Consider the following 19,241-nt stretch of genomic DNA (forward strand, 5'->3'; position numbering starts at 1 on the left):
ATCTACCAAAATGGCAGACCTACTCTGTGCGGGAAAAGTTGCTGACAACAGTGATATTTCGGTTAGGAACAAAGTGAAGGGCTTGGTCCTCACTTCGAAGTTGGGTCGTACGGATTCCGACACTGACAACCTTGCCAGATACGGTAATCGGTCCATTTGTGAGAACAACTTCGTCGCCCACATCGAGCTGGCGTTCAAAGAGGATGAAAAAGCCATTGATGACATCGGATAGAAAACCTTGCGCCCCCATCCCAATGGCAACCCCAGCAATTCCTGCCCCAGCAAGGAGGCTGGAAACTGGCAAACCTAAAATGGACAGGATACAGTAGATTAAAAAGAAATAAAGGGTATAGTTAAAGATATTTTCAAGCAAACGAGAAATGGTCTTTTGTCTACCAGCATCTCGATTTGAGAATTTAAGCGAGGGCTTGACAATCTTTCGGACAGTCGCATGGAGGATCTTTTTGGCTATATAAAATAGAAGGATAAGAATCAAAAGAGAGATCAACTTGGTCAAAAGATTCTCTAATAGGCCTGTGAGATCCAATTTGTCAAGATAACGTTGAAAAAATTCTTGCATACAAAACTCCTTTTTTCTATTATACCATAAAATGACCAGTCTCATTTCTTTCATAATTATTCAGCTATTATTCTAAATTCTAAAAAAGACTTGCCTATATGGCATATTTATACTATAATCATAAACAATACACTTTGAAGGAGGCCGCTATGAAACGAATCATTAGAGCCTGGAAAAAGGCTAGCCTGATCAAACGAATCCTCATTGGTATGCTTTTAGGTGCTTCATTAGGAATCTTCTTTCCTAGTTTTACAGGAATTGGTCTACTTGGCGATCTCTTTGTAGGTGGACTCAAGGCTATTGCGCCAATCTTGGTCTTTACCTTGGTTGCCAATGCTCTTTCCCAACATCAGAAAGGGCAAAATACCAATATGAAGACTGTCATCCTCCTCTACTTGATTGGGACTTTCGCTGCTGCCCTGACAGCCGTTCTGGCCAGCTTTCTACTGCCGGTTCAGATTGCCTTGACCAGTGCCAATACAGAAGTGACCGCTCCTGATGGCATTACCCAAGTTCTCAGCAATCTCCTGCTCAAACTGGTGGACAATCCCATAAATGCCATTGTCCAAGCCAACTATATCGGAATCTTATCATGGGCAGTCGTCTTTGGTCTGGCTATGAGGGAAGCTAGTAAGAACAGTAAAGAATTGCTCAAGACCTTGTCGGATGTGACCTCTAAAATTGTCGAATGGATTATCAATCTAGCTCCCTTTGGGATTTTAGGCTTGGTCTTCAAGATCATCTCTGATAAAGGAATTACCAGCCTTGCTAACTACGGAATTTTGCTAGGACTCTTGATTGCTACCATGGCTTTTGTGGCCCTTGTCATCAATCCCCTCATTGCCTTTCTCTTTATGAGGAAAAATCCCTATCCCCTTGTTTTGAAATGTCTACGTGTCAGTGGTATTACAGCCTTTTTCACTCGTAGCTCTGCTGCCAATATCCCTGTCAATATGAAACTCTGTCAAGACCTGGGACTGAATCCTGACACCTACTCTGTTTCCATCCCGCTTGGGTCGACCATCAATATGGCTGGCGCTGCCGTTACCATTAATATCCTGACCCTGGCTGCTGTTAATACGCTAGGGATCTCTGTAGACTTTGGAACCGCTTTTGTCCTCAGTGTAGTGGCTGCCATTTCTGCCTGTGGGGCATCTGGAATCGCTGGAGGATCGCTTCTCCTTATTCCTGTCGCTTGCAGCCTCTTTGGGATTTCCAACGACTTGGCTATGCAAGTTGTCGGAGTCGGTTTTGTGATTGGAGTCGTGCAAGACTCCTGCGAAACAGCCCTGAACTCTTCAACAGATGTCCTCTTTACAGCGGTTGCCGAGTATACTACAAACCGAAAACTTCGCCCCTAGTCCCTGATTCCTCGTTAAACCCTCGATTCTATTAGTTTAGGAAATTTTCATGTCCCTCACTCAACGTACGACAAAACTGATCTTAGCGACCTGTCTCGCTTGTTTTCTCGCTTATTTTTTAGATTTATCATCAGCAGTTTCAGCTGGAATTATCGCCCTATTAAGCCTCTCCGACACGCGCAGAAACACGCTGAAGTTAGCTCGAAACCGCCTCTTTTCCATGATCCTAGCGCTCGCTATCGGTGTTCTAGCCTTTCAGCTGACGGGCTTTCACATCTGGAGCCTGGGCCTCTATCTGGCTCTCTATGTCCCTCTTGCTTACAAAATGGGCTGGGAAATCGGCATCACCCCTAGCAGTGTCTTGGTCAGTCATCTCTTGGTACAGGAGTCTACCTCTCCAGAGCTCTTGCTTAATGAAGTACTCCTCTTTCTCATCGGGACAAGCTTTGCTCTGTTGGTCAACCTTTACATGCCCTCTCGTGAGAAAGCCATCCAAAGCTACCACCTTCAGGTCGAAGAAAAGTTAAAAGACATCCTGCTTCGCTTTAAATACTATCTGTCAAGAGGAGACGGGCGCAATCAAGCCCAACTCGTTGACGAATTAGATAGACTTCTTGATGAAGCCCTCCACCTGGTTTATTTGGATCACTCAGATCATCTCTTTCACCAGACGGACTACCACATCCACTACTTTGAGATGAGACAGCGACAAAGTCGCATCATGCGAAATATGGCCCAGCAGATTAATACCTGCCATCTGGCCGCAAGTGAGAGTTTGATCTTGGCCCAGCTCTTTTCTAAGATTGCTGCCCAGCTAAGCCAGACCAATCCTGCTCATGACCTACTTGATGACATCGAACGCTATCTGCAAGTCTTCCGCAATCGGAGTCTCCCGAAAACACGTGAGGAGTTTGAAACCCGTGCTACCCTCCTGCAACTACTACGCGAAGCCGAAACCTTTATCCAGGTCAAGGTCGATTTTTACCAGAAATATGGAAACTAAAACGCAAAGAACCTCAGAGAATTCACTAAAGGTGAACACTTCTGAGGTTTTTGTTTTTCTTTAATTCCAATTATCTTTACTGTGCAGAGATTAGTCCAGCCTACCTTATTCTATGCAGAATTTAGAGAGTAATTAGAAAAATCTTTTGCCTAGTGGAGCGCCTAGCCAAGTTCCATAGAAACTTGGCGTTAGTTACTTAGATTGTTACACAATCAAGTAACTTTGGCGATTTACATCTTCTCTTCCAACTCTACGTCTGGATATTTATCCGCAAACCAGCGTAGGGCAAAGTCATTTTCAAAGAGGAAGACTGGTTGGTCGAAGCGGTCTTTTGCCAAGATATTTCGACTTGAGGACATCCGTTCATCCAAGTCCTCAGGCTTGATCCAACGAACGGTCTTTTTACCCATTGGGCTCATGACTACTTCTGCATTGTACTCGCCTTCCATGCGGTGCTTAAAGACTTCAAACTGGAGTTGTCCCACAGCGCCTAGCATGTATTCGCCTGTTTGGTAATTCTTGTAAAGCTGAATGGCTCCTTCTTGCACTAATTGTTCAATCCCCTTGTGGAAGGATTTTTGTTTCATGACGTTCTTAGCAGAAACTTTCATGAAAATTTCAGGGGTGAAGGTTGGCAATGGTTCAAATTCAAACTTGTTTTTTCCAACCGTCAAGGTATCCCCAACCTGATAAGTACCAGTATCGTAAACCCCGATAATATCTCCTGCAACAGCATTGGTCACATTTTCACGACTTTCCGCCATAAACTGAGTCACATTCGATAGTTTGGCACCCTTACCAGTACGAGGCAGATTGACACTCATACCTCGCTCAAATTCACCCGATACGATACGGACAAAGGCGATACGGTCACGGTGACGAGGATCCATGTTGGCTTGGATTTTAAAGACAAATCCTGAGAAATCCTTGTCATAAGGATCCACCATTTCGCCATCTGTTTTCTTGTGGCCATGTGGTTCAGGAGCAAACTTAAGGAAGGTCTCAAGGAAGGTCTGAACCCCAAAGTTTGTCAAGGCTGAGCCGAAGAAGACTGGTGTTAATTCACCCGCTAAAATAGCTTCTTCTGAAAACTCATTCCCAGCTTCTTGAAGGAGTTCGATATCGTCCTTAACCTGAGCGTAGAAAGGATTGCCTCCAAAGAGCTTGTCACCATCTTCTAGACTGGCAAAACGCTCATCCCCTTTATAGAGCTCTAAACGTTGGTTATAGAGGTCATACAAGCCCTCAAAAGCTTTCCCCATCCCGATTGGCCAGTTCATTGGATAACTTGCAATACCTAGGACTTCTTCTAGTTCTTGCAAGAGATCTAGTGGTTCACGGCCATCACGGTCCAGCTTGTTCATAAAGGTAAAGACTGGAATGCCACGGTGCTTTACAACCTCAAACAATTTCTTGGTTTGGGCCTCGATACCCTTGGCAGAGTCGACGACCATGACTGCAGCATCCACCGCCATCAAGGTACGATAAGTATCTTCTGAGAAGTCCTCGTGCCCTGGGGTGTCAAGGATGTTGACGCGCTTGCCATCATAGTCAAACTGCATGACAGATGAGGTTACCGAAATACCACGTTGTTTCTCGATATCCATCCAGTCAGACTTGGCAAAAGTCCCTGTTTTCTTTCCTTTTACCGTACCAGCCTCACGAATCTCGCCCCCAAAGTAGAGCAACTGCTCAGTAATGGTTGTTTTCCCCGCGTCCGGGTGAGAAATAATGGCAAAGGTACGGCGTTTCTTGATTTCTTCTTGAATAGTCATAAGTTCTCTTTCTTTGATTTTCTATTTTTAGTTGTTTCAGTAGTTAAGAATGATTTTTACATTGGATTTTACTATTCCTTTCAACTCTCCATTATATCGGATTTTGGGGAGTTTTTCAATTGCTCATCCGATGAAAAGGCAAGCTAGAGCACAGATTGCGCCTGATTTCTCTTTTTCCACCGTTTCTTGAACAAGATATCAAAGAGAACAAGAGCCAGTGAAAGGATGGCCGACACAAGGAGGTACTTTAGCCATAGAGGAGCATTCGAGATAAACGGTGTATCTCTTAAGAGACCATAATTTCCACCCGTCACCTGATTAACCCCAACTAGAAAGAGATTGAGGATAAAGGTATAGGCTACAATCATATATTTCTTGAGCAAGGTCTTATCATAGTGATTCATCAAGTAAACCAAGGAATTCACCAAAAGGGCATAGTGGCCAATCAAAAATGAAAAACTGGTAATATGAGGAAAATCATAGGGGTCAAAAACGGGGTAAACCAAAGCAAAGACCGCTCCACTTGCTCCTAAAAGGGCAGAATATTGCTTGCTCCGCCATTTATCAGGCAAGAAAACCACCGCAAACATAGCCAAACGACAATGATAAAATGGAAGGCTATTAGAAAATGGAATCCCAAAACCAACATACCAACTATATAGGGCTAGCAACTGGAGAATCTGAATCCACTTAAACAAGCGGACAAATTTCGGATTTTGGTGATAAGCAAGTGCTCCATAAATACAAAGCACTAAAAGAAGCATCATAGCCCCATACCAAAAGAGTGGAATAGGAGGAGGAACCGTCTGAGATCTGGTGATAAATTGATGGAACATATTTTTATCCTAACTCTTATTTTCTCTATTCTCTAGTTTAACCATTATAGCGAATTAAAAGCGATTTTTCAATTTCTATTTCTTTTCAGTTTGGCTCCCTTATTTATAGGAAAATATGGTAAAATAGAACAGACTAAAAATCATCATTTCACGAAAGGATGCAAGATGAAAATTACGCAAGAAGAGGTAACACACGTTGCCAATCTTTCAAAATTAAGATTCTCTGAAGAAGAAACTGCCGCCTTTGCGACCACCTTATCTAAAATTGTTGACATGGTTGAATTGCTGGGCGAAGTCGACACAACTGGTGTCGCACCTACTACGACCATGGCAGACCGCAAGACCGTACTCCGCCCGGATGTGGCCGAAGAAGGAACAGACCGTGACCGCCTGTTTAAAAACGTACCTGAAAAAGAAAACTACTATATCAAGGTACCAGCTATCCTAGATGATGGAGGAGATGCCTAATGACTTTTAATAACAAAACGATTGAAGACTTGCACAATCTCCTTGTCTCTAAGGAAATTTCTGCAACTGAATTGGCCCAAGCCACGCTTGAAGATATCCAGTCTCGTGAGGAAGCCCTCAATTCATTTGTCACCATCGCTGAGGAGCAGGCTCTTGCTCAAGCCAAAGCCATTGACCAAGCTGGAATTGACGCGGATAATGTTCTTTCAGGAATTCCGCTCGCTGTTAAGGATAACATCTCTACAGACGGCATCCTCACAACCGCAGCCTCAAAAATGCTCTACAACTATGAGCCTATCTTTGATGCGACAGCCGTTGTTAATGCCAAAGCTAAAGGTATGATTGTTGTCGGAAAAACTAACATGGACGAATTTGCCATGGGTGGTTCAGGTGAAACTTCTTACTATGGTGCCACTAAAAATGCTTGGGACCACAGCAAGGTTCCTGGTGGATCATCAAGTGGTTCTGCCGCAGCTGTAGCGTCTGGGCAAGTTCGCTTGTCACTTGGTTCTGATACTGGTGGTTCTATCCGCCAACCTGCTGCCTTCAACGGAATCGTTGGTCTCAAACCAACCTACGGAACAGTTTCACGTTTCGGTCTCATTGCCTTTGGTAGCTCATTAGACCAAATTGGACCTTTTGCGCCAACTGTTAAGGAAAATGCCCTCTTGCTCAACGCTATTGCCAGCGAAGATGCCAAAGACTCGACTTCTGCTCCTGTCCGCATTGCAGACTTTACTTCAAAAATCGGGCAAGATATCAAGGGAATGAAAATTGCTTTGCCTAAGGAATACCTTGGTGAAGGGATTGACCCAGAGGTTAAGGAAACCATTCTGAATGCCGCTAAACACTTTGAGAAACTTGGCGCTATCGTCGAAGAAGTCAGCCTTCCTCACTCAAAATACGGTGTGGCAGTCTACTACATCATCGCTTCATCAGAAGCTTCCTCAAACTTGCAACGTTTTGACGGTATCCGTTACGGCTATCGTGCAGAGGATGCGACCAACCTTGATGAAATCTATGTAAACAGCCGTAGCCAAGGTTTCGGTGAAGAGGTTAAACGCCGTATCATGCTGGGTACTTTCAGCCTTTCATCAGGTTACTATGACGCATACTACAAGAAGGCTGGACAAGTTCGTACCCTTATCATCCAAGATTTCGAAAACGTCTTTACGGATTACGACTTGATTTTGGGACCAACTGCTCCTAGTGTTGCTTATGACTTGGATTCACTCAACCATGACCCAGTTGCCATGTACTTGGCTGACCTTTTGACCATCCCTGTCAACTTGGCTGGTCTTCCAGGAATTTCTATTCCTGCTGGATTTGCTCAAGGTCTACCTGTTGGTCTGCAATTGATCGGTCCTAAATACTCAGAAGAGACCATTTACCAAGCTGCTGCTGCTTTTGAAGCAACAACAGACTACCACAAACAACAACCTGTGATTTTTGGAGGTGATAACTAATGAACTTTGAAACAGTCATTGGACTTGAAGTCCACGTAGAGCTCAACACCAATTCAAAAATCTTCTCACCTACATCTGCCCACTTTGGAAATGACCAAAACGCCAACACTAACGTGATTGACTGGTCTTTCCCAGGAGTTCTGCCAGTTCTCAATAAAGGTGTTGTTGATGCTGGTATCAAGGCTGCTCTTGCCCTCAACATGGACATCCACAAGCACATGCACTTTGACCGCAAGAACTACTTCTACCCTGACAATCCAAAAGCCTACCAAATTTCTCAGTTTGATGAGCCAATCGGTTATAACGGCTGGATTGAAGTCGAGCTAGAAGACGGTACGACTAAGAAAATCGGGATCGAACGTGCTCACCTAGAGGAAGATGCTGGTAAAAACACCCACGGTACAGATGGCTACTCTTATGTTGACCTCAACCGTCAAGGGGTTCCCTTGATTGAGATTGTATCTGAGGCTGACATGCGCTCGCCAGAAGAAGCCTATGCTTATCTAACTGCCCTCAAGGAAGTCATCCAGTACGCTGGTATTTCTGACGTTAAGATGGAAGAAGGTTCGATGCGTGTGGATGCCAACATCTCCCTTCGTCCTTATGGTCAAGAAAAATTCGGTACCAAGACTGAGTTGAAAAACCTCAACTCCTTCTCTAACGTCCGTAAGGGTCTTGAATACGAAGTTCAACGCCAAGCTGAAATCCTTCGCTCAGGTGGTCAAATTCGCCAAGAAACACGCCGTTACGATGAAGCTAACAAGGCAACTATTCTCATGCGTGTCAAAGAAGGTGCTGCTGACTATCGCTACTTCCCAGAACCAGACCTACCACTCTTTGAAATCTCAGATGAGTGGATTGAGGAAATGCGAACAGAATTGCCAGAGTTTCCAAAAGAACGCCGTGCGCGCTACGTATCTGACCTTGGCTTGTCAGACTACGATGCTAGCCAGTTGACTGCAAACAAAGTCACTTCTGACTTCTTTGAAAAAGCTGTTGCCCTCGGTGGTGATGCCAAACAAGTCTCAAACTGGCTCCAAGGTGAAGTTGCTCAATTCTTGAACGCTGAAGGTAAGACACTGGAACAAATCGAATTGACACCAGAAAACTTGGTTGAAATGATTGCCATCATCGAAGACGGTACTATCTCTTCTAAGATTGCTAAGAAAGTTTTTGTTCACCTAGCCAAAAATGGCGGTGGCGCGCGTGAATACGTGGAAAAAGCAGGCTTGGTACAAATCTCTGATCCAGATGTCTTGATTCCAATTATCCACCAAGTCTTCGCCGATAACGAGGCTGCTGTTGCCGACTTCAAGTCAGGAAAACGTAATGCAGACAAGGCCTTTACTGGTTTCCTCATGAAAGCAACTAAAGGACAAGCAAATCCACAAGTCGCCCTTAAACTACTTGCACAGGAATTGGCCAAGTTGAAAGAAAGTGAGTAATTTACTCTTTAAACACTTTTTTCTACTTTTAAAACGAGAATGAGACAAGGGGAATGAATGAACAAATTTTTACGATTGCTATTTGTCTTAGTCATCGTCGCTATGTTAGGCGCTTCTATACTACAAATTTTCTTTCCATCATACATGGGAAGTCACTCCGGGTACGGAATATCTGCTGGTTGGCAACGAGAAATTGGAATATGGAATTTAGCTGTATTGATTATTATTCTCGCTATCAATATTAAATACGATTGGTTCTATCTACGAATCGCACTTCTTGCTCTCATTATTGGCGGAATTGGAATAGGAACAAATCACTTACTCAATTATATGGAGTATCACTCTCCTGTAAATGCTATCGGTGCTTTTGAAAATTACTTGCTAGCAATAGGATGGATTGTGGGATGGCTCATCGAACGCCATTCCATAAAGAAGCTAAATGCTAGTAAATAACGCCTAGTATATCTTAGATGATTTTTAAAGGTTATTAAATAGTTTAATAATCATTCGAATTCAGAAACTACCTTTTCAATCATATAGTTAGGAGACACATGAAAAAGTTTTACGCTCTTTTAATGACCTGTTTATTACTTGTTTTTCTATCCGTGCCTCAAATCGTTGATGCGGGTGTCGGACATTCCAGAAGTGGAGGGAGTAGCCGCAGTAGCTCCAGAAGTAGCAGCCGCTCAAGTGGAGGTGGAAGTCGTTCTGGTGGCTCATCCTACCACTACTACCGCTCTGGATATGGATCATCCTCTGACAGTTCTGCTAGCTCTCCCTATCTAGGATTTATGTTCATATTAGTCGGAGGAATCATACTAGTTGTTATCGTTAAATCCTTGCAGAATAAGTCTGGAGATTCGAGTTCAACCTACACTAGTAATGATTATCAAACGCTCCATCGTCGAGTTGAACATAACACACTGGCCATTAGTCGTGTGAAATATGGGGATCCAAACTTTGACGCGGAAGCCTTCACATCTTGGGTTAAGGAAGTCTACCTTAAATTGCAGGTTGCCTGGACTGAAAAAAATTGGAACTCTGTCCGCGCTTTGGAAAGTACCAGTCTCTACTCTCAACATAGCACCCAACTCGAAGACCATATTCGAGCTAAAACAACCAATGTTTTAGAGAAAGTTTGTATCGAAAATGTTCGCATCAAGGAGTTCATTGAAAATCCTGACGGAAACGACACCTTAGTGGTGATCCTGTCATCTACCTTGCGTGACTATGTCATTGACGATGAGACTCGCCATGTCCTTGAAGGAGATCCTAAAAAAGATCTCTTCACTGTGTATCAATTGAACTTTATCCGTCAACACGGTAGCCAAACGCAAGCAGTCAATCCAGACCAAGTTGTGAGCGACCACTGTCCAAACTGTGGCGCCCCATTGAAAATCTCTGCAGTTAGCGAGTGCGACTACTGTGGTGCCAATCTCTCTCGCAGTCCAAACCAATGGGTACTCGATACCTACGATGTTGTGGATGAAGACGAACTATATAATTAGGAGGAATTATGGGATTTATACGTGCAGCCTTATCAGCAGGCTTAAATAGTTTTAATGATAGTAAATTCAAGGAAGCCATCGTCCTTCCAGACAATGTCTCTGGCGACGCCTTGGCCATCAAGGGACAATTACTCACTAAAGACCCAGATGGACGTTCTCGTCACAGCAATCAAAATACAGGCCTCTTGTCAGATGGCAGTGTGGTTATCGTTCCTCAAGGTTATACCGCTGTTTTGGTAAACAATGGTACCTTCCTTGGTGAGGTCCTTGAATCTGGTAGCCACGAATGGCAAGCTGGTGATAACGCCTGGCTCCTTGAAAAAGGTGGTATAAAAGGCACTTGGGAAAACTTTAAAAACCGTTTCTCTTTTGGTGGACAAGTCATCACCCAACAAGAAATTATCTTTATCCGCATGCAACCCATCGCGGGCAATAAATTCGGCACACAAAATGCGGTCGAATATTTCAGTGAACGTTACCAACAACTGCTCAACATCCGTTTCTATGGCTTGTTTGATGTAAAAATCGCGGATCCAGTTCTCTTCTATGTGAGCTCTGTTAGTCAGCAAATTACAGATAACCAACCATATACCCTTCAGGATGTTGCTCAAGGAACGCTCCGTCAAAATATTGCACCGAAAATTGCGATTGCCATCGCCAAATATACCAACGAAAACAAGGTTGATATCTATAGCCTCAATGCCAACCAAGACACCTTTAACGAACTCGCTAAACAAGAGGTCAACAAGGTTTGGACAGGTCTCTACGGGATTGAAGCAACCAATATCTTGCTTGAAGATCTCAGCTACGACCAAGAAAGTCTTGATATCGTTCGCAAGCTTGATAGTGAGCTCGTGGCAATGAAGTACAACACGATTGAGATTGAAGAACGCCGCGCTCGTAACGAAGCCCTCATTGCCGCAGCCTCAAATGAAGGGAATGGCAATGGGATGAACATGTTTATGGGAATGAATCTTGGCCAGACTCTCGGTGGTCAACTTAGCCAACAAGCCCAAACCCAAGCACCAACTCAAAATGCTGGGCAAGCTACTAGCAAGAATTTTTATATCGAAGTTGATGGGAAATACGTTCTCGTCACCAAAGACGAAGATGGAAATATCGTACCAGTCAACTAATCAAGCACCTTCTGACATTTGAGTAATGTCGTCTTTTATGGTACAATAAAGAGTAAATTATTTTATTAAAGAGGTAAAAACATGATTGAAGCAAGTAAATTAAAGGCTGGTATGACCTTTGAAACAGCTGACGGAAAATTGATCCGCGTTTTGGAAGCTAGCCACCACAAACCAGGCAAAGGAAACACCATCATGCGTATGAAATTGCGTGATGTCCGTACTGGTTCTACATTTGACACAAGCTACCGTCCAGAGGAAAAATTTGAACAAGCCATCATCGAGACTGTCCCAGCTCAATACTTGTACAAAATGGATGACACAGCTTACTTCATGAATACAGAAACTTACGACCAATACGAAATCCCTGTAGTCAACGTTGAAAACGAATTACTTTACATCCTTGAAAACTCAGATGTGAAGATCCAATTCTACGGAACTGAAGTGATTGGTGTCACAGTTCCTACTACTGTTGAATTGACAGTTGCAGAAACGCAACCATCTATCAAAGGTGCTACTGTTACAGGTTCTGGTAAACCAGCAACGATGGAAACTGGACTTGTCGTAAACGTTCCAGACTTCATCGAAGCAGGACAAAAACTCGTTATCAACACTGCAGAAGGAACTTACGTTTCTCGTGCCTAATCTCTAGAAAGAGGTCATTCTATGGGAATTGAAGAACAACTTGGCGAAATCGTTATCGCCCCACGTGTACTTGAAAAAATCATTGCTATTGCTACTGCAAAAGTAGAGGGTGTTCACTCTTTTTCAAACAAATCAGTATCTGATACCCTTTCAAAACTTTCACTCGGCCGTGGAGTTTATCTAAAAAACGTGGACGAAGAACTCACAGCTGATATCTACCTCTACCTAGAGTACGGAGTAAAAGTTCCTAAGGTAGCGGTTGCTATCCAAAAAGCTGTCAAAGATGCTGTCCGCAACATGGCTGATGTAGAACTAACTGCTATCAATATCCACGTCGCAGGTATCGTTCCAGATAAAACACCAAAACCAGAATTGAAAGATCTATTTGACGAGGACTTCCTCAATGACTAGTCCACTATTAGAATCTAGACGCCAACTCCGTAAATGTGCTTTTCAAGCTCTCATGAGTCTTGAGTTCGGTACGGATGTCGAAACTGCTTGTCGTTTCGCCTATACTCATGATCGTGAAGATACGGATGTGCAACTTCCAGCCTTTTTGACAGAGCTAGTTTCTGGTGTTCAAGCTAAAAAGGAAGAACTAGACAAGCAAATCACACAGCATTTAAAAGCAGGTTGGACCATTGAGCGTTTAACGCTCGTGGAGAGAAACCTCCTTCGCTTGGGAGTCTTTGAAATCACTTCATTTGACACCCCTCAGTTGGTTGCTGTTAATGAAGCTATCGAGCTTGCAAAGGATTTCTCAGATCAAAAATCTGCCCGTTTTATCAATGGACTGCTCAGCCAGTTTGTAACAGAAGAACAGTAAACAAAAAAGTGTTTGACAATTATCAAACACTTTTTTCTTTGCCTTCCACTATCTAAAAAAACGATAATAGATTAAATTAGAAAGAAATAACCAGATGAAGTCTGCATGGATGAGAAAATTTATAAAACTATGGCACAGAATGGTGATTTTTAGACTCTTTGTCCAACGGTAAACTAAAGCAAAGAAAAGACCGGAAAAACTATAAACCATCAAACTGATAAGGTCACGATGGGACAATACCAAATGACTGAGCCCAAAAATAAGAGCAGATAAGATGACATCCAAGTAATATTTGGACTTAGGAAAGAAGGAATTCATAAAATACCCTCTATGAACTAGTTCCTCCAATATAGGACCCAAAATGACAACTGAGATAAAAGAGAAGCAAGTCGTTAAAATAGTAGATTGCTCACTGAAGGATAGGACCGAAAGAAGGTCTTCAAAGATATAGTGATTATTAATGAAGCGACTAAACTGTAAGTAAAAAGCACTTAACAACTGGCGGACAAAATAAGCAGCCACTAAACTAACTAAAAGGTAAAAGAATCTGGATTTCTTCGAGCCCTTTTTTTCAAAAATATAGAGCATTTTTTTCTTTTTTAGCCAATAGATAAATAGTCCTAAAAGAGCTAGTTGCTCTACTGCTACAATAATAGAATAGCCATCCATACCCCAGACAAACATCTTAGCCAGATAAAGACTGCTGAAATCTAGTAGATAAATTGATAGAAATACCAGTAATGTATAGATTCCCAAATGACCTAGTTTTTTCATACTTACTCCAAAAAATCTTTGTTGACTTATTTTTATAGCATAAGTATCCTTTATTATATTAACAGTTATTTTTAAAAAAGTCAATTTTTCATCCTGAATGGTTGCTTTATCCATTGAAAAACAAGAAAGTGATAAAAAAGATTTCTCTATCTTCCTATCAAATTAGAAAAAGTGTTTGCCTTCCACTATCTAAAAAAATGATAATAAATATAATTGTAAATAAAAATCCAGATAGGTTTTACATGATTGAGAAAGTTAAAAAAACTATGACAGAGAATCGTTAATCTCAGATTATCGGTAGAACGATAAACAAGAGCGAAAAAGAAACCAATCAGACTATAATATAATAAACTAATTGGGTCTCGGTGAGATAGTATCAAATGACTAAGTCCAAAGATAAGGCCTGATAAGATGACATCTAAATAGTACTTTGACTTAGTAAAGAAGGTGTTCATAAGATACCCACGATCGAGCGTCTCTTCCAAAATAGGACCAATAACGACAGTTAAGATAAAACTAAGAACTGTAGATAGAAAAGTTGGTTGACCATTTGAAAGAATCAACGCAAAATAGACATCATGAATATTCCGATGATTAATCAAATGAGCAAAACGTGCCCAAAAATTACCGAGTACCTGATGAACCACATAAGTTGCAAATAAGTAGAAGACAAATGACCAGTTCCAGCTCTTTTTCTCAAAGATAAAGAGCATCTTTTGCTTTTTTAACCACCAAATTAGTAGAAGGAAACTTCCTACTAATCCCATTGTTAAAACAAGAGAGTAGACATCAGCTCCTAACCCTAAAATGATCGCTACATACAAACCAATTGTTTGTGGTAAATAGGTAGATAGTAAAATAATAAGAAAAAATATTCCAAATTGTCTTAGTTTCTTTGTGTTTCTCATCGTACTTTTTTGAAAGATTATCCTGCTCGGAAGCCGTACTTCCAAGCATCTCTATAAGAATTAAGTGCACCTTGCCCCATATAGGGAGCAAATTCTCTATAATATAACCATCTACCATAACCATCTTCCCAAATAGCAAGACCGCCTGAGATTTGGTCTAAGTCTTCTGACGAAAGAACAGTAAATGTTTCTGTACCTGCCATTGCAAGTACATCCTTAAAATTATTTTTTGTAACCTTACATCTGCAGTATAGATCTTATTTGTCTATTTTATTGTCCATCTCCTCAACTGTCAATTTTTCTGCCTGAATGGTTGCTTTACCCATTGAAAAACAAGAAATTGATAAAAAATATTTCTCTATCTTCCTAGCAAATTAGAAAAAGTGTTTGACTTCCACTATCTAAAAAAATGATAATAGATATAATTATAAACAAAAATCCAGATGGGCTTTGCATAAATGAGAAAGTTGAAAAAACTATGGCACAGGATAGTAATTTTTAAGTTCTTTGTCCAACGGTAGACAAGGGCATAGAAGAGACCGCCTAAACTATAAATAATCAAACTGATAGGATCTCGGTGAGTTAGGATCAAATGACTAAGTCCAAAGATAAGAGCAGATAGGATAACATCCAGATAGTACTTGGACTGGGGGAAAAAGGTATTCATAAAGTACCCTCTGTGAATCAGTTCCTCTAATATAGGTCCGATGACTACTGTTAAACTAAAACTGAGAACAGTTGATAGAAAAGTTGGTTGCCCATTGGAGTATAGAATCGAAAGAAGGTCTTGAAAGATATACTTGTTATCAATTAAGTGATGAAACTGTAATTGAAAAGCATCCACCAATTGACGATCAAAATAAGTAGCCACTAGACCAACTACAAGGTAAAAGAATCTTGACTTCTTTGAACCCTTTTTTTCAAAAATATAGAGCATCTCTTTCTTTTTGAGCCAGTAGATAAATAATAGCAAAAGAGCTATTACTTCAACTGTTAAAAAGATAGAATAGCCATCTATCCCCCATCCTAAAAACTTAGTTAGATGCATAATCCCTAACTCTGGTAGATAAACCGATAAAAATACCAGTAAGATAAAGACTCCCAAATGCCCTAGTTTTTTCATACTTATCCCTTTAATTTATCAATAGGCAATACCATAAGCACGTCTAGTCGCATGATTCAGTATTGTACTCCACTCTGTCGCTAAACTATATGTATATGGCGAATCCCAATGTCTATCATCAACCAACCAAATCATGCCACCACCTGAAACTTGATCTAAGTCTTCAGATGGAAGAACTGTAAATGTTTCTGTACCTGTCATTGCAAGAACCTTCTTAAAATATTGTTGTAGGCTAACATCTACAGTATACTTCTTTTTTATCTATTTTATAGTCCATCTCCTCAACTGTCAATTTTTCAACCTGAATGGTATTTTCTATAAAAAAATGAGACCTTCCTAGTCTCATTTAGTCATTCTTAGTATTTTCTAAACCGTTGGTAACGTTCTTCGAGGAGCTGTTCCAAGGCTAAACCTTGCAAGCGTTCAAGCTCTGCACGCAATTCATTTTTAACGCATCCTAGCAGTTCTTTACTTGACAGCCCTGCCTCTGAGATTACCTTGTCTACAATTCCCATTTCTAGAAGTTCATGTGAAGTGATTTTCATCAATTCCGCTGCTTCCATAGCACGACTTCCATCCTTCCAAAGGATAGAGGCAAAGCCTTCTGGACTGAGCACGGCATAGATCGAATTTTCCAGCATCCAGACACGGTCAGCAACGGCTAGTGCTAATGCACCTCCAGACCCTCCTTCACCGATAATAATCGCGATGATTGGAACCTTGAGGTCGCTCATTTCCATCAGGTTTCGAGCTATTGCTTCCCCTTGTCCACGTTCCTCAGCTCCAACACCTGGGTAAGCTCCAGCAGTGTTGATGAAGGTTACAACTGGACGACCAAATTTTTCTGCCTGTTTCATCAAGCGTAGAGCCTTGCGATAACCTTCTGGATGGGGTTGCCCAAAATTTCGTTTGAGATTGTCATGAAGACTCTTCCCCTTTTGGATACCGACGACTGTGACTGCTTGGTCACCTAACCAGCCAATTCCACCAATAACCGCACCATCATCTCGGAAAGAGCGGTCTCCATGCAATTCGATAAACTCATCAAAAATTCCATTGGCAAAATCAAGTGCGGTCAAGCGACTCTGCTCGCGTGCCTCTCTGACTATTTTTGCAATATTCATCCGCGACTTCCTCCATGCAAACTCACTAATTTAGCAATTGTTTCAGGCAATTCTCTCCGTTTGACAATTGCATCCACAAATCCATGTTCAAGCAAAAATTCTGCCTTTTGGAAGTCATCCGGCAAAGTCTCTCGAACTGTATTTTCGATAACACGACGCCCAGCAAAACCAACCAAACTCTGTGGCTCCGCTAGGATAATATCACCTTCCATAGCAAAAGAAGCGGTCACCCCACCTGTTGTCGGATCGGTTAAAATAGTTAGGTAAAAAAGTCCTGCCTTGGAATGACGTTGAACTGCCGCAGAAATCTTAGCCATCTGCATCAAGCTCATAATCCCTTCTTGCATACGGGCACCGCCAGAAGCTGTAAAAAGTACAACTGGCAACTTTTCAACTGTCGCATACTCAAACAAGCGCGTGATTTTTTCACCCACAACGGTTCCCATAGAAGCCATGATAAAGTTAGAATCCATGATCCCAAGGGCAACTTTTTGTCCCTTGATGCTAGCTGTACCAGTCAGGACTGCTTCATCCAAACCTGTCTTTTCACGCATTGTTGCAAGTTTTTTCTGATAGCCAGGAAAGTTTAATGGATCTTGAGTTTCAATACCCGTAAACATCTCCACAAAGCTGTCAGAATCAATCGTCAAATTCAAGCGTTCCTGAGCTGAAATACGGAAAGTATAGCTACAATGGGGACAAATGCGCTCACTCCCAAGATCCTTTTGATAAATGGTGTGTTTACATCCAGGACACTTAGAGAAGAGTTCATCAGGCACCTCCGGCTTGGCTTGTGGTGCCTGCCTTACGGATCGATTAGGATTGATCCGAATATACTTATCCTTTTTACTAAATAGAGCCATAACTCCCCCTTTTAGTTCTCATACTGTTTGAAAGTCTATTCTTTTTCTTGGTATTTTGGCAAGAAAGTTTCCATCAGGAAGGAAGTATCGTAGTCCCCAGCGATAACCCGACGGTCTGAAATTAGATCCAGCTGGAAATCCGCATTGGTTTGTACTCCTTCAATCTCAAGTTCATAAAGTGCCCGTTGCATCTTCATAAGAGCGTCAAAACGATTCTCCCCATGAACAATGATTTTGGCAATCATACTATCATAGTATGGAGGAATGGTATAACCTGGATAGACTGCAGAGTCTACACGCAAGCCAACTCCTCCACTTGGAAGGTAGAGGTTGGTGATTTTTCCTGGACTTGGAGCAAAGTTAAAAGCAGGATTTTCTGCATTGATCCGACACTCGATAGCATGACCTCGTAGGACAATATCTTCTTGTTTGAAAGGTAAAGGTTGCCCGGCAGCAATGCGAATCTGTTCCTTCACGATATCCACACCTGAAACAAACTCTGTGACTGGATGTTCAACTTGCACTCGAGTATTCATTTCCATGAAGTAGAAATTGCCACTGGCTTCATCTAGCAGAAACTCAATCGTCCCTGCATTTTCATAACCAACAGACTCCGCTGCACGAACGGCTGCAGCACCAATTTCATGACGAAGGGTTTTGCCAATCGCGATGGACGGGCTTTCTTCTAAGACCTTTTGGTTATTTCGTTGAAGAGAACAATCCCGTTCTCCTAGGTGGATGACGTGTCCCTCTTGGTCAGCAAGGATTTGGACCTCGATATGGCGAGCTGGATAAATCACACGTTCAAGATACATAGCGCCATTCCCAAAATTAGCCTTGGCTTCACTGGATGCTGTCTCAAAGGCTGCGACCAAGTCTTCTGCCTTTTCAACCTTACGAATCCCTTTTCCACCACCACCTGCCGATGCCTTAAGCATAACTGGGTAGCCAATCTTTTCTGCAACTGCAAGTGCCTCTTCAGCCGTATGAACTTCACCATCAGAGCCTGGGATAACTGGAACTCCAGCCTTGATCATTTGCTCACGCGCATTGATCTTATCTCCCATGGTATCCATCACAGCCCCAGAAGGACCGATAAACTTAATCCCCACTTCATCACACATAGTGGCAAACTTGGAGTTTTCGCTAAGAAAACCAAAACCAGGGTGAATGGCTTCTGCTTCTGTCAAAACTGCAGCAGATAAAATCGCATTGATATTGAGATAAGACTCTGTCGCCTTACCGGGTCCGATACAGATAGCTTCATCCGCTAGGAGTGTGTGAAGAGCTTCCTTATCAGCTGTTGAATAAACTGCTACGGTCGCAATGCCCAATTCACGCGCAGCTCGGATAATGCGAACCGCAATCTCACCACGGTTGGCAATCAAAATTTTACGAAACAT

22 protein-coding genes are annotated in these 19,241 nt (G+C 42.1%); 11 read left to right on the plus strand and 11 right to left on the minus strand.

The window, feature by feature from the left end:
* Positions 1–19: 19 nt before the first annotated feature.
* Complete coding sequence (locus tag ADI74_RS01885) at positions 20–580, minus strand: mechanosensitive ion channel family protein (RefSeq protein WP_049536686.1); 561 nt, start codon at positions 578–580, stop codon at positions 20–22.
* Between the two features lie 149 nt (positions 581–729).
* Here ADI74_RS01885 and sstT point away from each other — a divergent pair, with 149 nt between their 5' ends.
* Both sstT and ADI74_RS01895 read left to right on the plus strand, forming a co-directional pair.
* Positions 730–1,941: a serine/threonine transporter SstT gene (gene sstT, locus ADI74_RS01890; RefSeq protein WP_049536687.1), complete on the plus strand. Its 1,212-nt coding sequence runs from the start codon at positions 730–732 to the stop codon at positions 1,939–1,941.
* A 49-nt stretch (positions 1,942–1,990) separates the two neighbouring features.
* Positions 1,991–2,944: an aromatic acid exporter family protein gene (locus ADI74_RS01895; protein ID WP_049536688.1), complete on the plus strand. Its 954-nt coding sequence runs from the start codon at positions 1,991–1,993 to the stop codon at positions 2,942–2,944.
* Between the two features lie 230 nt (positions 2,945–3,174).
* Here ADI74_RS01895 and ADI74_RS01900 read toward each other — a convergent pair whose 3' ends face one another.
* Positions 3,175–4,719, minus strand: a complete 1,545-nt coding sequence (locus tag ADI74_RS01900) for a peptide chain release factor 3 (protein WP_049536689.1) — start codon at positions 4,717–4,719, stop codon at positions 3,175–3,177.
* Positions 4,720–4,862: 143 nt separating this feature from the next.
* Positions 4,863–5,555 carry a TIGR02206 family membrane protein gene (locus tag ADI74_RS01905; RefSeq protein ID WP_049536691.1) on the minus strand — a complete coding sequence of 231 codons (693 nt, stop codon included), beginning with the start codon at positions 5,553–5,555 and terminating at the stop codon, positions 4,863–4,865.
* A gap of 165 nt (positions 5,556–5,720) precedes the next feature.
* On the opposite strand from ADI74_RS01905, the gene gatC reads away from it, so the two are divergent.
* The 9 genes from gatC (at position 5,721) to nusB (ending at position 13,046) form a co-directional block, all read left to right on the plus strand.
* On the plus strand, positions 5,721–6,023 hold the full coding sequence (gene gatC, locus ADI74_RS01910) for an Asp-tRNA(Asn)/Glu-tRNA(Gln) amidotransferase subunit GatC (protein ID WP_000705420.1): 303 nt from the start codon (positions 5,721–5,723) through the stop codon (positions 6,021–6,023).
* Complete coding sequence (gene gatA, locus ADI74_RS01915; protein WP_049536692.1) at positions 6,023–7,489, plus strand: Asp-tRNA(Asn)/Glu-tRNA(Gln) amidotransferase subunit GatA; 1,467 nt, start codon at positions 6,023–6,025, stop codon at positions 7,487–7,489. Before gatC ends, gatA begins: the two co-directional genes overlap by 1 nt.
* A complete protein-coding gene (gene gatB, locus ADI74_RS01920) occupies positions 7,489–8,934 on the plus strand; it encodes an Asp-tRNA(Asn)/Glu-tRNA(Gln) amidotransferase subunit GatB (protein WP_001008635.1) in 1,446 nt (481 codons plus the stop codon). Before gatA ends, gatB begins: the two co-directional genes overlap by 1 nt.
* A 57-nt stretch (positions 8,935–8,991) precedes the next feature.
* On the plus strand, positions 8,992–9,387 hold the full coding sequence (locus tag ADI74_RS01925) for a hypothetical protein (protein ID WP_049536694.1): 396 nt from the start codon (positions 8,992–8,994) through the stop codon (positions 9,385–9,387).
* Positions 9,388–9,485: 98 nt separating this feature from the next.
* Positions 9,486–10,442: a zinc-ribbon domain-containing transport protein gene (locus ADI74_RS01930; RefSeq protein WP_049536695.1), complete on the plus strand. Its 957-nt coding sequence runs from the start codon at positions 9,486–9,488 to the stop codon at positions 10,440–10,442.
* Between the two features lie 8 nt (positions 10,443–10,450).
* Positions 10,451–11,578 carry an SPFH domain-containing protein gene (locus tag ADI74_RS01935; RefSeq protein ID WP_049536696.1) on the plus strand — a complete coding sequence of 376 codons (1,128 nt, stop codon included), beginning with the start codon at positions 10,451–10,453 and terminating at the stop codon, positions 11,576–11,578.
* A gap of 81 nt (positions 11,579–11,659) precedes the next feature.
* On the plus strand, positions 11,660–12,220 hold the full coding sequence (gene efp, locus ADI74_RS01940; protein ID WP_000568640.1) for an elongation factor P: 561 nt from the start codon (positions 11,660–11,662) through the stop codon (positions 12,218–12,220).
* Positions 12,221–12,241: 21 nt separating this feature from the next.
* The gene (locus ADI74_RS01945; RefSeq protein ID WP_000510585.1) at positions 12,242–12,631 is read left to right on the plus strand and encodes an Asp23/Gls24 family envelope stress response protein; all 390 of its coding nucleotides are present in this window, start codon (positions 12,242–12,244) and stop codon (positions 12,629–12,631) included.
* Complete coding sequence (gene nusB / locus ADI74_RS01950; RefSeq protein WP_000203659.1) at positions 12,624–13,046, plus strand: transcription antitermination factor NusB; 423 nt, start codon at positions 12,624–12,626, stop codon at positions 13,044–13,046. The genes ADI74_RS01945 and nusB overlap by 8 nt, the downstream gene beginning before the upstream one ends.
* A gap of 48 nt (positions 13,047–13,094) precedes the next feature.
* Here nusB and ADI74_RS01955 read toward each other — a convergent pair whose 3' ends face one another.
* The 8 genes from ADI74_RS01955 to accC all read right to left on the minus strand — a co-directional run bounded on the left by ADI74_RS01955 (position 13,095) and on the right by accC (position 19,241).
* Positions 13,095–13,820 (minus strand): CPBP family intramembrane glutamic endopeptidase, encoded by a 726-nt coding sequence (locus ADI74_RS01955; protein WP_049536698.1) that lies wholly within the window; start codon positions 13,818–13,820, stop codon positions 13,095–13,097.
* Positions 13,821–14,005: 185 nt separating this feature from the next.
* Positions 14,006–14,728: a CPBP family intramembrane glutamic endopeptidase gene (locus ADI74_RS01960; protein WP_049536700.1), complete on the minus strand. Its 723-nt coding sequence runs from the start codon at positions 14,726–14,728 to the stop codon at positions 14,006–14,008.
* Between the two features lie 17 nt (positions 14,729–14,745).
* Positions 14,746–14,931, minus strand: coding sequence for a biofilm-regulating peptide BriC (gene briC, locus ADI74_RS01965; RefSeq protein WP_049536836.1), 186 nt, complete (start codon positions 14,929–14,931; stop codon positions 14,746–14,748).
* Between the two features lie 194 nt (positions 14,932–15,125).
* Positions 15,126–15,851, minus strand: coding sequence for a CPBP family intramembrane glutamic endopeptidase (locus ADI74_RS01970; protein ID WP_049536701.1), 726 nt, complete (start codon positions 15,849–15,851; stop codon positions 15,126–15,128).
* A gap of 18 nt (positions 15,852–15,869) precedes the next feature.
* Entirely contained in the window at positions 15,870–16,052 is a 183-nt protein-coding gene (locus tag ADI74_RS01975) for a hypothetical protein (protein WP_049536703.1), read from the minus strand.
* Between the two features lie 155 nt (positions 16,053–16,207).
* Entirely contained in the window at positions 16,208–16,975 is a 768-nt protein-coding gene (locus tag ADI74_RS01980) for an acetyl-CoA carboxylase carboxyl transferase subunit alpha (protein ID WP_049536705.1), read from the minus strand.
* On the minus strand, positions 16,972–17,838 hold the full coding sequence (gene accD / locus ADI74_RS01985; protein WP_049536707.1) for an acetyl-CoA carboxylase, carboxyltransferase subunit beta: 867 nt from the start codon (positions 17,836–17,838) through the stop codon (positions 16,972–16,974). Before accD ends, ADI74_RS01980 begins: the two co-directional genes overlap by 4 nt.
* 35 nt (positions 17,839–17,873) lie before the next feature.
* Positions 17,874–19,241, minus strand: coding sequence for an acetyl-CoA carboxylase biotin carboxylase subunit (accC, locus tag ADI74_RS01990; protein ID WP_049536708.1), 1,368 nt, complete (start codon positions 19,239–19,241; stop codon positions 17,874–17,876).

This window comes from Streptococcus pseudopneumoniae, assembly GCF_001074565.1.
GTDB classification, from domain to species: domain Bacteria; phylum Bacillota; class Bacilli; order Lactobacillales; family Streptococcaceae; genus Streptococcus; species Streptococcus pseudopneumoniae_J.